Source organism: Idiomarina seosinensis, from assembly GCF_003987275.1.
GTDB lineage: Bacteria > Pseudomonadota > Gammaproteobacteria > Enterobacterales > Alteromonadaceae > Idiomarina > Idiomarina seosinensis.
On record NZ_PIQF01000001.1, the window covers coordinates 317,021 to 335,118 of the forward strand.

Here is an 18,098-nt window from a genome sequence, read left to right on the forward strand (position 1 = left end):
GATAGGGGGCTGATCTTAGCAGCTCTTATTATTTGTTAATTAAACGTTAAGCTAGCGAATATTACGGTTGATGTAAAGTTATTCTAGCCCTTTACTGTCGTGCTTTGAAGGCGAATAGATGCTGGTTGTTCAAAGAGTATACGGTGAATGGTGGCTAACCAGTCAGCAAGCTGCCACTGATCTAATGCCTCAGTGAGCTTTTGTGCGCGGTTAAACTCGATGTCGCCCAGCTGAATTGCCCCCCATAGACGCTGACTACGAACTCGAAGGCTCCGGTCTGTCACCGTCAGTTGATTGCGCATCACTGATTTGCTGTGAGCCCAGGATTTTAGCGTGATTTGCTCAAGTTGCTCAAAGCATAACACTAATGCTTGTTGCAGCTGTTGATGCAGTTGCTCTTGGGTCGCTGAGGGTGACTGCACAAAAAATAAGATACCAGGCTGACGTTGTAACGAAAAATACTGGCTACCGACCATGTAACCTAATTGTTGGCGAGTACGCAGTTCATCAAAAATCAGCTGATTGACAAGCTGTTGCAGCAGCATGATTGCAATCTGATCGGAGGGGCTATCGGTTGGCCCCTGAAAATAATGTAACACGGCGGTATCAGGATGTGCGTGTGTAATACTAAATTGCTGCTCACTATTGGTACTTAACAGATTAATACGGCTGCCTTGTGGTGTTGAGTGAGAACGGCCACGGACATTTGCCGCGACTAAGTCACCCAGCTCGCGAGCATGTTGTTGCTGCCAGTCACCGTGCATAAACGTGCATATACTTAATGGCTCGAACAGATCGGCAATAATCCGATTAAAATGCTGGTAACCGATATCATTTAAGGAATCAGCCATATCAGTGAGGCGGAATAAGCCTTTTTGCAGCAGCAGGTTCAGCTCCGAAAAAAGTAGATTCAATGGCTGACTTTGATGAGCCGAACGCCAGTTAGTGATCAGTTGCTGGCTAACTGACTTCCAGCGGTCACGATTAAACCTTACATCGGTTGCGCGACGCATCAAATACTGTAACAGCGGCAATTGGCCAGCGGACAAGCCGGTGGTATGAATAGTTATCCCCGACTGAGTTGGATAAATATTAAAATGCAGTCCAGCGACTTCAGCGTCATAAAGGTCTTCGTTCAACGCATCAATCATTAATTCTGACCATACTCGCGAACAGCAAAAGTTAACGGCAGACTGATTAACAGCCGGTGCCTGTAGGTTCAGGTAGATATGTCCCTTAGGAACTCGAAAGTCAGGGTCCTGCAAGTGCCATAACTGTTGTTCAGGAGTGTCGATGATGCGTTGTGGATTGGTGTTATGCTGCTCTAACGCATAAGGTTCAAAGTGTTCTGTAACAAACCGATTCTGGCCGGGTAATTTTGCCGCAAATTGTTCATCACCTTGCCCAAGCTCCTCTATCTCTTCTGGAACTAAGCGGCGCATGCTGTATGGGGTATCGTATATCGGCGTAATTGCATCGGTTGCAGCATTTGATGAAATCAGGGTAAGCCGTGCTTTTTCGGGGACCATTAAGCTGAGCAACTGGCGGCATCGTTGGGTATTCAGTGAGTCCATCCGGAAGTCGCCATAAATCACATCATGAACGGGGTAATGGTGAGCATTTATCGATAACTGCGAAACCAGTTCTCCAACGGGGGCAGGCTCTTGGTATTTAAAGCTTAGCTCTGCTGTTATGCGGCGTTCATTATAACGCCAGGACTCAATGCCCTGGTCGGCTATCAGTCTTAAATAATTGAATACCAACTGGGCAACGCGGTAAACATTTTGTTCACCGTTTTCGGTGAGCTGAATATTGATATTAAAGTCTTTAAAGTTACTCCCACTGATTCCTCCGCCAGCGGAGAGGCTATTAATCCAGCCCCGCTCGCGTAAGCAACTGAACAGGCTATCAGGGCCTTCGTAACCGAGAATATGAGCTATAAAGCTGGTGGTTTTATGCGCATAGTCACTATCTATTGAAGGTAGCGGTAGAGTGATGATGAGTCGCCGGGCCGGTTTCACCGGCTTTACTTGCAGTAATACGCCTAGCTGATCAGTCTGGTAAAGCGGCTCAGAAATTGCTGTTGGCGCGTAATTGTGAGCCTGGGGGAGCTTTAAAAAGTTCTCTTTGGCAAGCGCTTCTAACTCTTGCAGAGACTGGGGACCCGCTATGACCAAACGCAGTTTTTGGGTCACATAATGTTGTTTAAAAAACTGCAATAGTTTTTCTTGCAAAGACCCGTTCTTATCATCATTCAGGGTATCTAGATTACCCACCGAAAACTGACTGAAAGGGTGCTTCGGGTTTGCTGTCGATTTATGTACCTGATACAAGCGACGCAACTCGTCTTGCTGCTTTAGTCGAAATTCAGACTCAATGGATTGACGTTCTTTTTCGATCCATTCCTGAGCGAATAACGGCTGTTCAAACATGGCTGCAAAATAATTCAACGCCTGTGGCAGCGCGTTAGCCTGACAGTCGAAGTAAAAGTTAGAAAACTCGGTGCCGGTCCATGCGTTTTGTTGACCACCATAAGCATTTAAAAAATCGCTAAAAGCTGTCGGCGAGGGAAATTCATGATTGCCTAAGAACAACATGTGCTCTAAGAAGTGGGCGAGTCCCTGGGTATGAGTAGGGTCATTAAAATGGCCAGCATTGACAGCAAGCGCTGCCGCCGATTTGTGACTATCGGGGCAGTGCGCCAACAAAACTTGTAACCCGTTATCTAAGGTGACCGAACGGTAGTCCCTTTTGTCCCTGGGACTGCGGACAATGTGGACGACCTCGTCAACCGTTGATGAGCTCGTCATAACCGGCCTTATATTAAGAGTCTAATGGTGTATCGAAATCCTCGGATTTTTCAAAATCACCGAACATATCCACTAATACTCCTTGATTGAAGTCTAGGGTCAACTCCCTACGATAAATATCGCCGTGATTAGGATTCATTTCGTATACATAGGTCCAGCGGTCATTGTCGAATGCATTTTCAGCAACGGGGCGACCTAAGATAAATGCGACCTGCTCCTGAGTCATACCGACACGAAGCTTTTCGACGTCGCGTTGCTCCAGGTAATTACCCTGCGGGATATCAATACGATAAACTAAATCGTTCAAAGTGGAGCAACTGCTCAGCCCCAAAATTAGCGTTGCGATGGCCGAGACTTTTAATAACCTATGTTTCATTAACAACCTACTTTTAATAGTGAGTTCTATCTTACCGCTGATGATAAACAAACAAGCCAATAGTTACCAGTATAGCGGACGCAAGTTATCAGCTGGCTAGCAGTTCTTGCGCATTGGCTTTGGTTAAGTCGGTCACTTTATCACCACCGAGTAAACGTGCTAATTCGATAACCCGTTGATTTTTATCTAGCGGCGTCACCTGAGTTTCGGTTTCTTTACCATTGGTCTGCTTACTTACCTGTAACTGCTGATTGGCTTTAGCTGCAACCTGAGGCAAGTGAGTGACGCAAATAATCTGGCATTGTTGACCCAATTCTCTCAGCATCGAACCTACCACTGCGGCGGTTGGTCCGCTAACACCAACATCAACTTCGTCAAACATCATGGTTGGTACGGTTTGCTGACTTGCGCTCATCACCTGTATGGCAAGGCTGATACGAGAAAGTTCACCGCCGGACGCGACTTTACTTAAGGGCTGTAAAGGCTGACCGGGGTTTGCTGTCACCTGAAATTCGATATGATCGGTACCTTTGGCGGTCGCTGGTGCAGAGTCGCTGTGTTCAACCGCTATGGCAAAACGACCGTGCGGCATATTCAATTGCTGCATGGCTTGAGTAATCTTGTCACTCAGTTGCTGAGCCGCTTGTTGACGACTTTGCGATAACTGTTTCGCTTGCTTACGATATGCTTCGCGCAGTTGTTGGCGTTGTTCAGCCAGCTGTTCATTCTGTTCGTCAGCCGCGTGCAAATCGGCAAGCTGCTGTTTTAATTGCTGGTGATATTGATATAACTGAGCTGGTGCCATTTGGTGTTTTTTAGCCAACTTAAGCGCTTGTGTCATTCGCTGTTCAAGCTGATCAAGCTCACTGCCGTCAACGTCTATAGCTTCTTGGTAATGACGTAACTCTAGCGCGGCTTCTTCGATATGCACCATTGCTTGTTGCATTAACTCCGTGACGGGTACTAGTTGCTTATCTATTTCAGCTGCTTCCTGCAGTCTCGACAATGCATTTTGTACCAAGCCATTAGCGTTGTTATGTTCACCTTCGTAAAGAGCATTCAGTGCGAACAGGCTACTCTCTGAAAGACTTCGGCTGTTAGATAACCGTTTGTGATCGGCTTCGAGTTGTTCAAACTCGCCTTCTTGCAGGGCAAACTCGTCAAGCTCCTGGACTTGGTACTCAAGCAACTGTTGTTGTGCAACACGGTCGTCTTTGGCCTGTTGCTGCTGACGGAACTGCTTTTCGGTCGCGGCCCACTGCCGGTAGGTGTGCGCGGTTTGCTCAATTAATTGTTGATGGCGGGCGAAACTATCTAGTAACAGTAGTTGATGGTCGTCGCGGGTTAACAGTTGATGTTCATGCTGACCATGTATATTAACCAATAACGGAGCGAGTGCCTTTTGTTGTGCTAATGGCACCGGAGAGCCGTTAATCCAGGCTTTAGAGCGCCCATCCTTCGAGATAACCCGACGCAACACACACTCATTTTCAGCGTCTAATTCTTGTTGCTGTAACCATTGTGCCGCGGCACTGTCCTCAGCCACAGAAAAACAGGCACTGATTTCAGCTTTATCGCAACCGGGCCGGACCAGGCTGGCTTCTGCGCGACTCCCAAGACATAGACTTAGGGCGTCCAGTGCAATTGATTTACCAGCACCTGTCTCGCCGGTAATGGCTGTCATGCCGTTGGTGAATTCAATATCTAACTTTTTAACGATAGCAAAGTGGCGGATGTGCAGTTCGGTTAACATCGAGAGCCTCCATTAACTACTGTGTATCTGTACAGTTTATACAGTAGTTATACAGTAGTTAAGTAGAATTGCAAACCGAATTTTCGGACAGTGGTTTAAGTGAATTAACTATCGTTACTAAAACAGTCGACTACCCCAGCCTAATTTGTTCCGCAATACGTGGTAGTAGTTATGTTCTTTGGGGTGGATTAAGGTTAGGGTTTTCCGGTGTTTACTAATAACAATATCGTCGCCGGGGTGGACCGCCATGCGCACATGGCCATCACAGCTAATTTGTAATAAGTCATTGTCGTAGGCTGCCCGTAACCGAACTTCGGAACTTGCATCGATAACAATAGGCCGGCTACTCAAGGTATGCGGGAACATCGGAACTAACGTAATAGCGTCCAGACTAGGGTGCAGGATCGGTCCTCCCCCAGACAGTGAATAAGCGGTAGAGCCGGTTGGCGTTGCTATAATAAGCCCGTCAGAGCGTTGACTAAAGACAAAGTGATCATCGACGTAGACTTCAAACTCGATCATGTGTGCGACTTTATCGGAGTGCAGCACCGCCTCATTAATCGCCGAGCCTTGTCCGGCCACTGTGCCGTTGCTCATCACTTCGGTGTTTAATAAAAATCGTTCTTCGACTACATAGTCACCGTCCAGCACTGCCAGTAACGGTGTCATTACTTCATCAGGGTCAAGGTCAGTCAAAAAGCCCAGATTGCCGCGGTTAACTCCAATTACCCCAACATCGTGTTCGCACAAAGCTCTGGCAGCGCCCAGCATGTTGCCATCACCGCCGACAACGACAGCTAAATCGGCCCATTCCCCAATTTCACTGAGGCTTAGAGTGTTAGGCTGATGGCCCTCACCAATTTGCTCGGCACATCGTTTTTCAAGGGCCACATTAAAACCCCGGTGATTGAGAGCGTTTAACAATGTTTCGAGGGTTAAGCGAGTACCGCGGTCGTCCGCTTTGCCGAGTAAACCGATTTTTTTGAAGGGCTCTTTTGACATGGATTAACCTCTGATTTGATTGCCTTTAACGCTACGCTGAGTGAATTTTTTTATCAAGCCTAAATCAACGACTTGAATCCTGTTGCTGGTGTCCCCATCTACAACAGCAACGTTTTAGTACATTCATATTGGTAGAGAGTGGGCACTATGAAGGATAAAAAAGCACAAGCAAACGCTGAGCAATATCAACAGCAAGCCGATGACGCAGCGCAAGATAAGTCGCTAAATGAGGCTGCGGAAGCGGCCGCAGAAGAAGCGCTAAAAAGCGATCAGCAACCAGAAACACAGCAGCAAACAGCCGCTGAGGCAGATGCTGAAATGGATCGGGTTGCCGAGCTTGAACTGTCGTTAGCTAAAGCAGAAGCCAAGGTTAATGAGCAAAAAGAAGAGGTGCTGCGCACTCAGGCGGAAATGGAAAATGTCCGTCGCCGAGCGGCGCAAGATGTTGATAAGGCGCATAAGTTTGCGCTGGAAAAGTTTGCTAACGAACTACTCACCACGGTTGACAACCTGGAGCGGGCACTAACTGCCGCGAAGGAACAGCAGTCAGTGGACAAAAACTTTATGGAAGGTGTTGAGCTGACTTATAAAAGTCTGACCTCGACCTTGGATAAGTTTGGCGTTAAAGCGCTTGGAGAAGAAGGTGAAGCCTTTAATCCCGATGTGCATCAGGCGATGTCGATGCAAGAGTCGGAAGAGCACGCCAACAACACCATTATTGCTGTGATGCAAAAAGGCTATGAGTTGAATGGTCGGTTATTACGCCCGGCAATGGTGATGGTTGCTCGCAACAACCAGAAAAAGGTAGATACCGAAGCATAAATTGACAGAAATTTTTTGCTTAAGGCATTGAATTTTTAAAAGACGCCCCTACTTAAAGGGTATCGCTTAGAGTTTTCATGAATTTGAAGTTGGAGAAAAAATTATGGGCAAGACAATTGGTATTGATTTAGGTACAACCAACTCTTGTGTGGCTGTACTGGATGGCGGTAAAGCACGTGTCATTGAAAATGGCGAAGGTGATCGCACGACACCATCAGTCGTTGCATTTACTGATGACGGTGAAACGCTGGTAGGCTCTCCTGCAAAGCGTCAGGCGGTAACTAACCCAAACAAAACATTGTTTGCGATTAAGCGCCTGATTGGTCGCCGTTTCCAAGACGAAGAAGTTCAGCGTGATATCGGCATCATGCCTTACAAAATTGTTAAGGCAGATAATGGTGACGCCTGGGTTGAAATTGACGGCGAGAAAAAAGCACCACCACAGATTTCAGCAGAAGTGCTGAAAAAGATGAAGAAAACTGCTGAAGAGTATTTAGGTGAGAAAGTAACTGATGCAGTGATCACTGTGCCTGCATACTTTAACGATGCGCAGCGTCAGGCGACTAAAGATGCGGGTAAAATCGCTGGTTTAGAAGTTAAGCGTATCATTAATGAACCAACGGCAGCAGCACTTGCTTACGGTATGGACAAAAAGCAGGGTGACAACGTGATTGCCGTGTATGACTTAGGTGGCGGTACCTTTGATATCTCAATTATCGAGATCGACGAAGTTGAAGGCGAGCATACCTTTGAAGTACTGGCGACTAATGGTGATACGCACTTAGGTGGTGAAGACTTTGATAACCGCCTGATCAACTACTTGGTTGAGCAGTTTGAAAAAGACCAGGGCATTGATTTGCGTAAAGATCCGCTGGCGATGCAGCGCTTAAAAGAAGCAGCTGAGAAAGCTAAGATTGAGCTGTCTTCAGCACAACAGACCGAAGTGAACCTGCCTTATATTACAGCAGACAACACAGGTCCTAAGCACTTAGCGATAAAAGTAACTCGCGCCAAGCTAGAGTCATTGGTTGAAGACTTAATCACCAAGTCTCTTGAACCGGTTAAGCAGGCATTGGCTGATGCTGATATGTCCGTCAGTGATGTAAAAGACATCATCATGGTTGGTGGTCAGACTCGTATGCCGAAAGTACAAGCAGCCGTTACTGACTTCTTTGGTCAGGAACCACGCCGCGATGTAAACCCTGATGAAGCAGTTGCCATGGGTGCAGCAGTTCAGGGTGGCGTACTCTCAGGTGATGTAAAAGACGTACTGCTACTGGACGTTTGCCCGTTATCACTGGGTATTGAAACCATGGGCGGCGTAATGACTAAGCTGATTGAGAAGAACACGACGATTCCAACTAAAGAGTCGCAAACTTTCTCAACGGCTGAAGACAATCAGTCCGCGGTAACGATTCATGTAATTCAGGGTGAACGTAAACGTTCAGCAGACAACAAGTCACTGGGTCAATTTAACCTGGAGGGTATCCGCGCAGCAGCGCGTGGTGTGCCGCAAATCGAAGTAACCTTTGATATTGATGCGGACGGTATCTTGCACGTATCCGCGAAAGACAAAGATACGGGCAAAGAACAGAAGATCACCATCAAGGCGTCTTCTGGCCTGGATGAGTCTGAAGTCGATAAAATGGTCAAGGACGCAGAAGCGCACGCTGAAGAGGACAAGAAGTTCGAAGAGATGGTGCAGGCGCGTAACCAGGCTGATGGCTTAGTCCATGCGACACGTAACCAGCTAAAAGAAGTCGGTGACGCGTTATCGCAAGAAGACAAAGATGCCATTGAAAAAGCTTGTGAAGAGCTCGAGCAAGCAGCTAAAGATGGTGATAAAGAAGCCATCGAAAGCAAGACTCAGGCCTTGATGGAAGTGTCGCAAAAACTAATGGAAGCGGCACAGCAACAGCAAGCCCAACAAGGTGCTGAAGGTGCTGCAGAGGGTGAGCAATCATCTTCTAAAGCGGACGACGATGTTGTCGATGCTGAGTTTGAAGAAGTAAAAGACGACGACAATAAAAAGTAAGCGATAAGGCAACTTCGCTAATCGACACGGGCGTTGCCGCAAGGTAATGCCCGTGTATTCGTATCAGACCAAGGCAGAAGACTTAAGATATGGCGACACAAGATTTTTATAAAATTCTTGAGGTATCAAAAGACGCCAACGAGCGTGACATTAAAAAGGCGTACAAGCGCCTGGCAATGAAATACCACCCGGACCGTACCAAGGGTGACAAAGACCTCGAATTAAAATTTAAAGAAATTAAACAGGCCTATGAGGTCTTATCTGATCCGCAAAAGCGCCAGATGTATGATCAATATGGACACGAAGCCTTCGAACAGGCACGTCAGGGCGGTGGTGGCCCGGGCGCAGGCGGATTCGGCGGCGGTGCCGATTTTGCTGATATCTTTGGCGATGTGTTTGGCGACATTTTTGGCGGCGGACGGCGTCAACAGTCCCGCGCTCAGCGCGGTGCCGATTTGCGCTATAATTTGGAGATGTCTTTAGAAGACGCGGTGCGCGGTAAAGACGTCGAGCTGACTATTCCGACACTGGTTGAGTGCGAGGATTGTGACGGCAGTGGTGCCAAGAAAGGCAGCAAACCAGAAACCTGTAGTCACTGTCATGGTGCCGGCCAGATTCAAATGCGTCAGGGATTCTTTGCGGTGCAGCAAGCCTGTCCACATTGTCGTGGTAAAGGTACTATCATTAAAGATCCTTGTCGCAGCTGTCATGGCCAGGGTCGAGTCGAGAAAACCAAAACGCTTAACGTTAAAATTCCGGCAGGCGTTGATACCGGTGACCGCATTCGCTTAGCGAATGAGGGCGAGGCAGGGGAGCACGGAGCTCCTGCAGGCGACCTTTATGTACAGGTACATGTTCGCGAGCATCCAATTTTTGCGCGTGACGGAAACAACCTTTATTGTGAAGTTCCGGTTAGTTTTACCAAAGCCGCTCTTGGTGGTGACATTGAAGTGCCGACCCTGGAAGGCAAAGTTAAACTGAAAGTGCCGAAAGAAACACAAACCGGTAAACATTTCCGGTTGCGTGGCAAAGGGGTCAAGTCGGTTCGCACTGGCGCTACTGGTGATCTAATCTGTAAAATAGTGATTGAAACGCCAGTTAACTTATCAAGTAAGCAGCGTGAAATGTTGGAAGAGCTGGATAAGTCAATGGGCGAAGGAGATGAGGCCGCTAAATTTCGGCCCAAAGAGAAAGGCTTTTTTGATGGCGTAAAGCAGTTTTTCGATGACTTACGCAGCTAAGTAAAAGGAGATCAACCATGCGTTTACGTACTGTCGCTGCATCATTAGCAGCTGTATTAGCTTTGGCAAGCTGCTCTAAATCGCCTACGGGCCGTTCGCAGCTCACTCTGATGCCAGCACAACAGCTGAATCAAATGGGTGAACAGTCGTATGAGCAAATGAAGCAGGAGTTGGAGATCAATAATGATGCTGCAACTAACGCTTATGTGCAGTGCGTAAGCGATGCGTTGATCGAAACCTTACCAGACCCTTATCGTAATGCCGACTGGGAGATTACCGTTTTTGCTAACGAGGCTGCCAATGCGTTTGCGCTGCCGGGCAATAATATCGGTGTTTATGACGGCTTACTTGAAGTTGCAGAAAACCAACATCAATTGGCCGCGGTCATAGGCCACGAAATTGGTCATGTGATTGCTGAGCATTCTAATGAACGAGTTTCCAGCAATATGATGGTGGGACTGGGTTTACAGATTGGCTCTGTGCTTGCGGAAACGCAGCTGGACAAGGGCAATGCGGCGTTATTGATGGCGGCCATGGGGGTCGGTGCACAGGTAGGTATTTTATTACCCTATTCACGCACCCATGAATCAGAGTCTGATCGGTTAGGACTTGAATACATGGCAGACGCCGGTTTCAAGCTCGAAGAAGCTGCTCAATTGTGGCGTAACATGGCTGAAAATAGCGGTGGTCAAAATCCGCCGGAGTTTTTATCGACACACCCCAACCCTTCATCGCGGATTGATGCTATTAACAGCTATATCCCGCAATTAACCGTGGCTAATAAGTCACCGAATTGCCAGCGATAAATCAATATTTTCGGATCTATCATATAGAAAAATAATCTTTCGCGAGTCAGCGCCGACAATTATATTGCACGCTTTGCCACTAATGTCGGTGCGGTATGTTGAAAGCTTGGTTTGCGATTCCTTTTTGGCAACGGGTGCTAGGTGCCTTTGTTGTCGGCATGTTGATAGGTGCGTTCTCACCTGAAACAGGGGTTGCCTTAAAACCTCTGGGTGACCTTTTTATTCGTGCAATCAAAATGTTGGTGGCGCCGTTAATCTTTTGCGCCATTGTCAGTGCGATTACCGACCTTAATGACGGGCAAAAGCTTGGCCGGCTTGGCGCTAAAACCATCGGCATGTTTATGTTAACGGCGGTTATAGCCAGTGCTATTGGCTTAACTCTAGCCACGCTTATCGATATGAGCCCGGCAACTACTTTAACTGCAACCGAGCAGAATGAAAAACAAATCCCGTCAGTTGCTCAGGTGTTTCTAAACTTCGTTCCGGAAAATCCGTTTGCTGCACTAAGTAATGGCAATGTTTTACAAATTGTCGTGTTCGCAGCAGTAGTTGGTATTGCGATTCAAAAGATTGGTAGTAAAGCGGAGTCGTTGCGCCAGACGATCAAGTCTGGTGCCGAAGTGATGTATGAAATCACTCGTATGGTGTTACAACTTACGCCAATCGGTGTGCTTGGCTTAATGGCTTGGGTCATCGGTGAGTACGGCTTCGGTACGTTGCTGCCATTGGCCAAGTTTGTCGGTGTTATTTATCTTGCTGCGGCGATTCATATCATCTTTGTTTACGGTTCATTTGTGCGCTTTTTCGGCAAGCTCAGTCCGCGTGAGTTTTTCAAATCGGTATTTGATGCACAAGTGGTGGCGTTTACCACCTGCAGCTCATTCGGCACGCTACCCGCAGCGCACCGTGCAGCAACGGAACGTTTGGGCGTATCGAAAGATTACGCATCCTTCGTGTTGCCATTAGGCGCCACCATTAATATGGATGGTTGTGGAGGAATTTATCCGGCAGTTGCGGCTATTTTTATTGCGAACCTTTACGGTATTCCGCTAGAGTGGTTTGATTACGCTCTCATTATGATGACGGCCACCCTGGCATCGGTCGGGACTGCGGGTGTACCGGGTACGGCTTTGGTGATGCTAACGGTAACTTTGAATGTGGTTGGACTGCCGCTGGAAGGTATTGCCTTTATAGCGGCCATCGATCGAATTATCGATATGGTGCGCACCTTAACGAATGTTACTGGTGATCTGATGGTGGCCAGGGTGGTTGCCCAGAGCGAAGACTTATTGGTTAAGGAAACAGCATGAAAGTAGCAGTTATTGGTGCGTCGGGAAGAATGGGGCAGGCAGTTATTGCGGCTCTGCAAAACTCAGCAACCATGGAGCTAACCGCAGCAATTGTCAGTGAACAAAGCAATTCGCTTGGAAAATCAGTCGCTGGTGTAAATTATCAGACGTTGGCGCAGCTTGAGCAAACGCCGGATGTGTTTATTGATTTTAGCCTGCCACAAGCACTGACCGCTAATCTAAATTATGCCATTGAAAAGCAAACACCGATGGTGGTTTGTACCACCGGACTTGATGCCTCTCAGCGGCAGCAACTGCAGCAGGCGGCAAAGCAGGTGCCATTACTATACGCACGCAATACCAGCGTCGGAATTGCGTTGTTGGAGCAACTGGTTGCGTTAAGTGCGGCTGCTTTGAGTGATGCTGATATTGAGATATTTGAAGCTCATCATAAGTACAAAAAAGATGGCCCCTCAGGTACTGCTTTGGCGTTAGGTGAGGCAGCCGCGAGTGGACGTCAGCAGTCCTTTGATGAGGTTAGTGCCGGTGTCCGTTCTGATGGTGAACGACAACAGGGCAGTATTGGCTTTTCGGTGCTTAGAGCGGCGGATATTGTCGGCGAACACCAAGTGATGTTGGCGCAAGAAGGTGAACGGCTTGAGCTGAATCACCGGGTGAGTGATCGAAAAATTTTTGCCGAAGGGGCGTTACGTGCTGCTAACTGGTTAGTCGAACAGCCAAAAGGCCTCTATCATATGAAGGACATCCTAGCTTTACAGCAAAGCCTGCACCGCTTACTGAATAGCTAACGCTCGCCAATAAAAGCACTGGACGGGATCGGAAAAAATTCGTACAATAAGCGCAATTTGCCTAATTAAAGTTTTAGGCAAAGACTGCGCGGTTCAGGACCTTAAACGGGGAAGTCAACTAGTATTGATTCACCCGTTTTTTTATGTACGGAGGTTGCCCTTGAGTATTTTAGCGAGTCAGTCCGCTAACCGAGCTATACTGGTTTTAGCTGACGGTACCATTTTCCGCGGTACCGCTATTGGAGCCGAAGGCTCCGCGGTCGGCGAAGTTGTTTTTAACACCGCCATGACCGGCTACCAGGAAATTCTCACCGACCCATCTTATACCGAACAACTCGTTACCTTAACTTACCCCCACATTGGAAATACCGGCACCAACGACGAAGATGAAGAGTCGGACAGCGTTTGGGCAAAAGGTTTAATAATTCGTGATAACGCATTAAAAGCGAGTAACTTTCGTAAACAAGAAACACTAAATGAGTACTTGCAACGCCATAACGTGGTTGGCATTGCCGACATCGATACCCGCAAATTAACCCGTATTTTACGTGACAAAGGTGCACAGAACGGCTGCATTATGGCGGGAGAGCTAGACGAGGAAAAAGCGTTGCAATTGGCCCGGAAATTCCCAGGTCTAAAAGGCATGGATCTGGCTAAAGAAGTTTGCTGTAAAGAAGTTCAGCAATGGCATGGCGGCAGTTGGAAGTTGGGCGAAGGTCATACTAAGCCCGAGCAGTCCAAATATCATGTGGTTGCTTACGACTATGGATGCAAGCACAACATTTTGCGGTTGCTTGCGGACCGCAACTGTAAGATTACCTTAGTTCCGGCACAAACACCGGCGAGCGAGGTCATGGCGTTAAATCCGGACGGCGTATTCTTGTCCAATGGCCCTGGCGATCCAGAGCCCTGTGATTACGCGATAAAAGCAATTCAGCAGTTGTTGGATAATAATATCCCTATTTTTGGTATCTGCTTAGGACATCAATTACTTGGACTTGCTAGTGGCGCTAAGTCGATAAAAATGAAATTAGGCCACCACGGTGCAAACCATCCGGTGCAGGACACTCGCAACCAACAAGTGATGATTACTAGTCAAAACCATGGCTTTGCGCTGGATATCGATAGTTTGCCGGATAACCTTGAAATAACTCATGTGTCGCTGTTCGACCGAACTTTGCAGGGTATCAGACGCAAAGACAAACCGGCATTTAGTTTTCAGGGGCATCCGGAAGCGAGTCCTGGCCCACATGACGCCGAAGGATTATTCGACCAGTTTATTCAACTAATGCAACAGCGAGAGCAGGCGACAGCCTGATTTGGTGCAAGGAAAGGATAGAGCGAATTTATGCCAAAACGTACAGACATTAAAAGTATCCTGATTCTTGGCGCGGGACCGATTGTTATCGGTCAGGCGTGTGAGTTTGATTACTCTGGAGCCCAAGCCTGCAAAGCGTTGCGCGAAGAAGGTTTCCGCGTCATTCTGGTTAACTCAAACCCGGCCACTATTATGACCGATCCGGAAATGGCCGACGCGACCTACATTGAGCCGATTCATTGGGAAGTGGTCGAGAAGATCATCGAGCGCGAGCGACCCGATGCTATTTTGCCAACCATGGGTGGGCAAACCGCATTAAACTGCGCATTGGAACTTGATCGCTATGGAGTGTTGGATAAATACAAGGTCGAAATGATTGGCGCTAATGCCGATGCCATCGATAAAGCAGAGAACCGTGACCGGTTTGATAAGGCCATGAAAGCAATTGGCCTGGAAACACCAAACGCAGAAATGGCGCACAGCATGGAAGAAGCATTTGCAGTGCAAGAACGGCTTGGTTTTCCGTGCATTATCCGGCCGTCATTTACTATGGGCGGCAGCGGCGGTGGCATTGCCTATAACCGCGAAGAATTTGAAGAGATCTGTCGGCGTGGATTAGATCTGTCGCCTACTAATGAACTGTTAATTGACGAGTCATTACTGGGCTGGAAAGAGTATGAAATGGAAGTGGTACGCGACAAGAGCGACAACTGCATTGTTGTTTGTACCATTGAAAACTTTGATCCTATGGGCATTCATACCGGTGACTCCATCACTGTTGCGCCGGCGCAGACATTAACCGATAAAGAATTTCAGTTGATGCGCGACGCATCGATGGCGGTGTTACGCGAAATTGGCGTTGAAACTGGTGGCTCTAACGTACAGTTCGGCGTAAACCCCGACACTGGACGAATGGTCATTATTGAGATGAATCCGCGCGTGTCTCGTTCGTCGGCGTTAGCTTCAAAAGCAACCGGATTCCCGATTGCCAAAGTCGCCGCTAAGCTGGCTGTGGGTTACACCCTGGATGAATTAGAAAACGAGATTACCGGTGGCATTACGCCGGCGTCGTTCGAGCCTGCGTTGGATTACGTTGTAACTAAGATTCCTCGGTTTAACTTTGAAAAATTCGCCAACTGTAATGACCGTTTGACCACTCAGATGAAGTCGGTAGGTGAAGTAATGGCAATCGGCCGTAACTTCCAGGAATCTATGCAAAAGGCGTTACGTGGACTAGAGCTTGGTTCTAACGGCCTTGATCCGGTTATTGATGTGACCGCCGATGATGCTCGCGCTAAAGTGATTCGAGAATTAAAAGAACCGGGTGCAGAACGAATTTGGTATATCGGTGATGCCTTCCGGTTGGGTATGTCAGTCCGGGAAGTATTTGAGCTAACGCGCATTGATGAGTGGTTCCTAATTCAATTAGAAGAGTTGGTTATTCTTGAGCGTGAGCTCGATGCCATTGGCTTAGCGGGCCTAAACCACGATGTTATGACAGCGCTAAAACGGCGCGGCTTTGCGGATAAACGCATTGCCGACGCACTGCATATTAGCGAGTCTGAAGTGCGTAAAAAGCGTTACGACCTTAATATTCACCCCGTCTATAAGCGGGTCGATACTTGTGCCGCTGAATTTAGTTCTAGCACCGCATATATGTATTCGAGCTATGATGAAGAGTGTGAAGCACAAGTCTCAGACCGCAACAAAATTATGGTTATTGGTGGTGGTCCTAACCGCATCGGGCAGGGCATTGAATTTGATTATTGCTGTGTACATGCGGCACTGGCGATGCGCGAAGACGGTTACGAGACTATTATGGTTAACTGTAACCCGGAAACTGTGTCGACAGACTATGACACGTCGGATCGACTCTATTTTGAGTCAATCACCTTAGAAGACGTCCTGGAAATTGTGCGTATTGAGCAGCCCACTGGCGTCATCGTACAGTATGGCGGGCAGACGCCTCTTAAATTGGCCCGCGAGCTGGAAGCTAACGGGGTGCCTATTATTGGTACTTCGCCGGATGCAATTGATCGTTCAGAAGATCGCCAGCGGTTTCAGGCAGCGGTTCGTCGACTTAATTTAAAACAACCGGAGAATGCTACGGTAACTGGTATTTCTCAGGCCTTAACCGAAGCCAAACGGATTGGTTATCCGTTAGTTGTAAGGCCATCCTATGTGCTAGGTGGCCGGGCAATGGAAATAGTCTATGATGAGCAGGACTTGCATCGTTATTTAACCGAAGCGGTAAAAGTATCAAACGAAGCGCCTGTGTTGCTGGACCGTTTTCTGGATAACGCAATAGAAGTCGACATTGATGCCATTTGCGATGGTGAAGATGTCCTGATTGGCGGTATTATGCAGCATATTGAAGAAGCAGGGGTGCACTCTGGCGATTCAGCATGCTCGTTACCGCCTTATTCACTAAGCGATATTATTCAGGTGCAATTGCGCGAACAAATGCGTAAATTGGCGTTTGAGTTAAACGTAAAAGGCTTAATGAACGCTCAGTTTGCAGTCAAAGACGACGAAATTTATTTGATTGAGGTGAACCCACGCGCGGCTCGTACCGTACCTTTTGTATCGAAGGCAACCGGTGTTCCTTTGGCCAAAGTAGCGGCCCGTGTGATGGTTGGGCAAAGCCTAAAACAGCAGGGGTATGTGAAAGAGATCATTCCGCCTTACTACTCGGTAAAAGAGGTGGTTATTCCTTTTGCTAAGTTCCAGGGCGTGGATCCCATTCGTGGCCCTGAAATGCGCTCAACTGGCGAAGTGATGGGTGTTGGCGAGAGTTTTGAAGAGGCCTACGCTAAAGCTAATTTGGGTGCCGGTGAAGCGCTTGCCAAAAAAGGCAAAGCACTTATCTCGGTTAAAGACAGTGACAAGCGTCGGTTAATGGATCTAGCACGAGGTCTGTTAGCATTAGGCTTTCAGCTGGAAGCAACCCGAGGAACGGCGAAAATGTTGGCTGAGGAGGGAATTGATTGCTCTATCGTTAACAAACTTCAGGAAGGCCGTCCTAATATCGTGGATGCGATAAAAAATGGTGAGTACTGCTACATTATTAACACGGTAGAAGGGCGTCAGGCGATTCAGGACTCAGTTTACATTCGCCGTGAAGCACTGCTTAATAAAGTGATATACACAACCACTTTGAATGCCGCATTCGCTACGGTTAAGGCAAATACAGCAGACGACCGGGCGCGTGTTAGCTCGGTGCAAGAATTACATAAAAGGGTAGAATTAATATGAACCAGATTCCAATGACGGAACGTGGCGCGCAGATGTTACGCGAGGAACTTAAGCGCCTTAAAACAGTAGATAGGCCGCGCATTGTTGAGGCTATTGCTGATGCTCGTGAGCATGGAGATCTTAAAGAAAATGCAGAGTATCATGCCGCGCGAGAGCAACAAGGCTTTTGCGAGGGACGGATTCAGGAAATAGAGTCTAAGCTTGCCAACGCGCAAATTATTGACGTGACTAAAGTACCTAATAATGGAAAAGTGATTTTTGGGTCTACAGTGACGGTCTATAATACCAAGACCGATGAGGAAGTTTCTTATAAAATTGTGGGCGATGATGAAGCTGATATTAAGTCAAACTTGATCAGTGTTAACTCACCCATCTCACGGGCACTTATTGGTAAAGAAATCGACGACGTTGCCATTGTCACAACGCCTAATGGTGAAGTTGAATACGAGATAGTTGCTGTTAAATACGAATAATTAACGGCACAACGTCTGTCCGATAAAAAGCCAGCACTGCGTGCTGGCTTTTTGCGTTAAGTCAATTACTTGCGATGTTACGAATTGTTAATTAGTAATACATTTCGTA

Annotated in this window: 13 protein-coding genes; 9 read left to right on the top strand and 4 right to left on the bottom strand. The window is 47.6% G+C overall.

Going from position 1 to position 18,098, the window contains the following annotated elements; all coding sequences use genetic code 11:
* Positions 1-83: 83 nt before the first annotated feature.
* The 4 genes from CWI81_RS01405 to nadK form a co-directional block, all read right to left on the bottom strand.
* A complete protein-coding gene (locus CWI81_RS01405) occupies positions 84-2,810 on the bottom strand; it encodes an insulinase family protein (RefSeq protein WP_126783454.1) in 2,727 nt (908 codons plus the stop codon).
* 13 nt (positions 2,811-2,823) lie between these two features.
* Positions 2,824-3,186: an outer membrane protein assembly factor BamE gene (gene bamE, locus CWI81_RS01410; protein ID WP_126783455.1), complete on the bottom strand. Its 363-nt coding sequence runs from the start codon at positions 3,184-3,186 to the stop codon at positions 2,824-2,826.
* An 88-nt stretch (positions 3,187-3,274) separates the two neighbouring features.
* Positions 3,275-4,939: a DNA repair protein RecN gene (recN, locus tag CWI81_RS01415; protein ID WP_126783456.1), complete on the bottom strand. Its 1,665-nt coding sequence runs from the start codon at positions 4,937-4,939 to the stop codon at positions 3,275-3,277.
* A 117-nt stretch (positions 4,940-5,056) separates the two neighbouring features.
* On the bottom strand, positions 5,057-5,941 hold the full coding sequence (gene nadK, locus CWI81_RS01420; RefSeq protein WP_126783457.1) for an NAD(+) kinase: 885 nt from the start codon (positions 5,939-5,941) through the stop codon (positions 5,057-5,059).
* A 147-nt stretch (positions 5,942-6,088) separates the two neighbouring features.
* On the opposite strand from nadK, the gene grpE reads away from it, so the two are divergent.
* The 9 genes from grpE to greA all read left to right on the top strand — a co-directional run bounded on the left by grpE (position 6,089) and on the right by greA (position 17,989).
* The gene (gene grpE, locus CWI81_RS01425) at positions 6,089-6,763 is read left to right on the top strand and encodes a nucleotide exchange factor GrpE (protein ID WP_126783458.1); all 675 of its coding nucleotides are present in this window, start codon (positions 6,089-6,091) and stop codon (positions 6,761-6,763) included.
* Between the two features lie 103 nt (positions 6,764-6,866).
* Positions 6,867-8,798, top strand: a complete 1,932-nt coding sequence (dnaK, locus tag CWI81_RS01430) for a molecular chaperone DnaK (protein WP_126783459.1) — start codon at positions 6,867-6,869, stop codon at positions 8,796-8,798.
* An 89-nt stretch (positions 8,799-8,887) separates the two neighbouring features.
* Positions 8,888-10,039 carry a molecular chaperone DnaJ gene (gene dnaJ, locus CWI81_RS01435; RefSeq protein WP_126783460.1) on the top strand — a complete coding sequence of 384 codons (1,152 nt, stop codon included), beginning with the start codon at positions 8,888-8,890 and terminating at the stop codon, positions 10,037-10,039.
* Positions 10,040-10,056: 17 nt separating this feature from the next.
* The gene (locus CWI81_RS01440) at positions 10,057-10,845 is read left to right on the top strand and encodes a M48 family metallopeptidase (RefSeq protein ID WP_126783461.1); all 789 of its coding nucleotides are present in this window, start codon (positions 10,057-10,059) and stop codon (positions 10,843-10,845) included.
* Between the two features lie 95 nt (positions 10,846-10,940).
* Positions 10,941-12,155, top strand: coding sequence for a dicarboxylate/amino acid:cation symporter (locus CWI81_RS01445; RefSeq protein ID WP_126783462.1), 1,215 nt, complete (start codon positions 10,941-10,943; stop codon positions 12,153-12,155).
* Positions 12,152-12,943, top strand: a complete 792-nt coding sequence (dapB, locus tag CWI81_RS01450) for a 4-hydroxy-tetrahydrodipicolinate reductase (RefSeq protein WP_126783463.1) — start codon at positions 12,152-12,154, stop codon at positions 12,941-12,943. The genes CWI81_RS01445 and dapB overlap by 4 nt, the downstream gene beginning before the upstream one ends.
* A 160-nt stretch (positions 12,944-13,103) precedes the next feature.
* The gene (gene carA / locus CWI81_RS01455) at positions 13,104-14,261 is read left to right on the top strand and encodes a glutamine-hydrolyzing carbamoyl-phosphate synthase small subunit (protein ID WP_126783464.1); all 1,158 of its coding nucleotides are present in this window, start codon (positions 13,104-13,106) and stop codon (positions 14,259-14,261) included.
* A 30-nt stretch (positions 14,262-14,291) separates the two neighbouring features.
* Positions 14,292-17,516, top strand: a complete 3,225-nt coding sequence (gene carB / locus CWI81_RS01460; protein ID WP_126783465.1) for a carbamoyl-phosphate synthase large subunit — start codon at positions 14,292-14,294, stop codon at positions 17,514-17,516.
* Complete coding sequence (gene greA / locus CWI81_RS01465; RefSeq protein WP_126783466.1) at positions 17,513-17,989, top strand: transcription elongation factor GreA; 477 nt, start codon at positions 17,513-17,515, stop codon at positions 17,987-17,989. Before carB ends, greA begins: the two co-directional genes overlap by 4 nt.
* Positions 17,990-18,098: the final 109 nt, after the last annotated feature.

Bases quoted from the DNA above. Each gene is read 5' to 3' on its own strand.
- dnaJ (WP_126783460.1), top strand. From the start codon at position 8,888: ATGGCGACACAAGATTTTTATAAAATTCTTGAGGTATCAAAAGACGCC.
- recN (WP_126783456.1), bottom strand. From the start codon at position 4,939: ATGTTAACCGAACTGCACATCCGCCACTTTGCTATCGTTAAAAAGTTA.
- grpE (WP_126783458.1), top strand. From the start codon at position 6,089: ATGAAGGATAAAAAAGCACAAGCAAACGCTGAGCAATATCAACAGCAA.
- dapB (WP_126783463.1), top strand. From the start codon at position 12,152: ATGAAAGTAGCAGTTATTGGTGCGTCGGGAAGAATGGGGCAGGCAGTT.
- CWI81_RS01440 (WP_126783461.1), top strand. From the start codon at position 10,057: ATGCGTTTACGTACTGTCGCTGCATCATTAGCAGCTGTATTAGCTTTG.
- CWI81_RS01405 (WP_126783454.1), bottom strand. From the start codon at position 2,810: ATGACGAGCTCATCAACGGTTGACGAGGTCGTCCACATTGTCCGCAGT.
- bamE (WP_126783455.1), bottom strand. From the start codon at position 3,186: ATGAAACATAGGTTATTAAAAGTCTCGGCCATCGCAACGCTAATTTTG.
- CWI81_RS01445 (WP_126783462.1), top strand. From the start codon at position 10,941: ATGTTGAAAGCTTGGTTTGCGATTCCTTTTTGGCAACGGGTGCTAGGT.
- dnaK (WP_126783459.1), top strand. From the start codon at position 6,867: ATGGGCAAGACAATTGGTATTGATTTAGGTACAACCAACTCTTGTGTG.
- carB (WP_126783465.1), top strand. From the start codon at position 14,292: ATGCCAAAACGTACAGACATTAAAAGTATCCTGATTCTTGGCGCGGGA.
- nadK (WP_126783457.1), bottom strand. From the start codon at position 5,941: ATGTCAAAAGAGCCCTTCAAAAAAATCGGTTTACTCGGCAAAGCGGAC.
- greA (WP_126783466.1), top strand. From the start codon at position 17,513: ATGAACCAGATTCCAATGACGGAACGTGGCGCGCAGATGTTACGCGAG.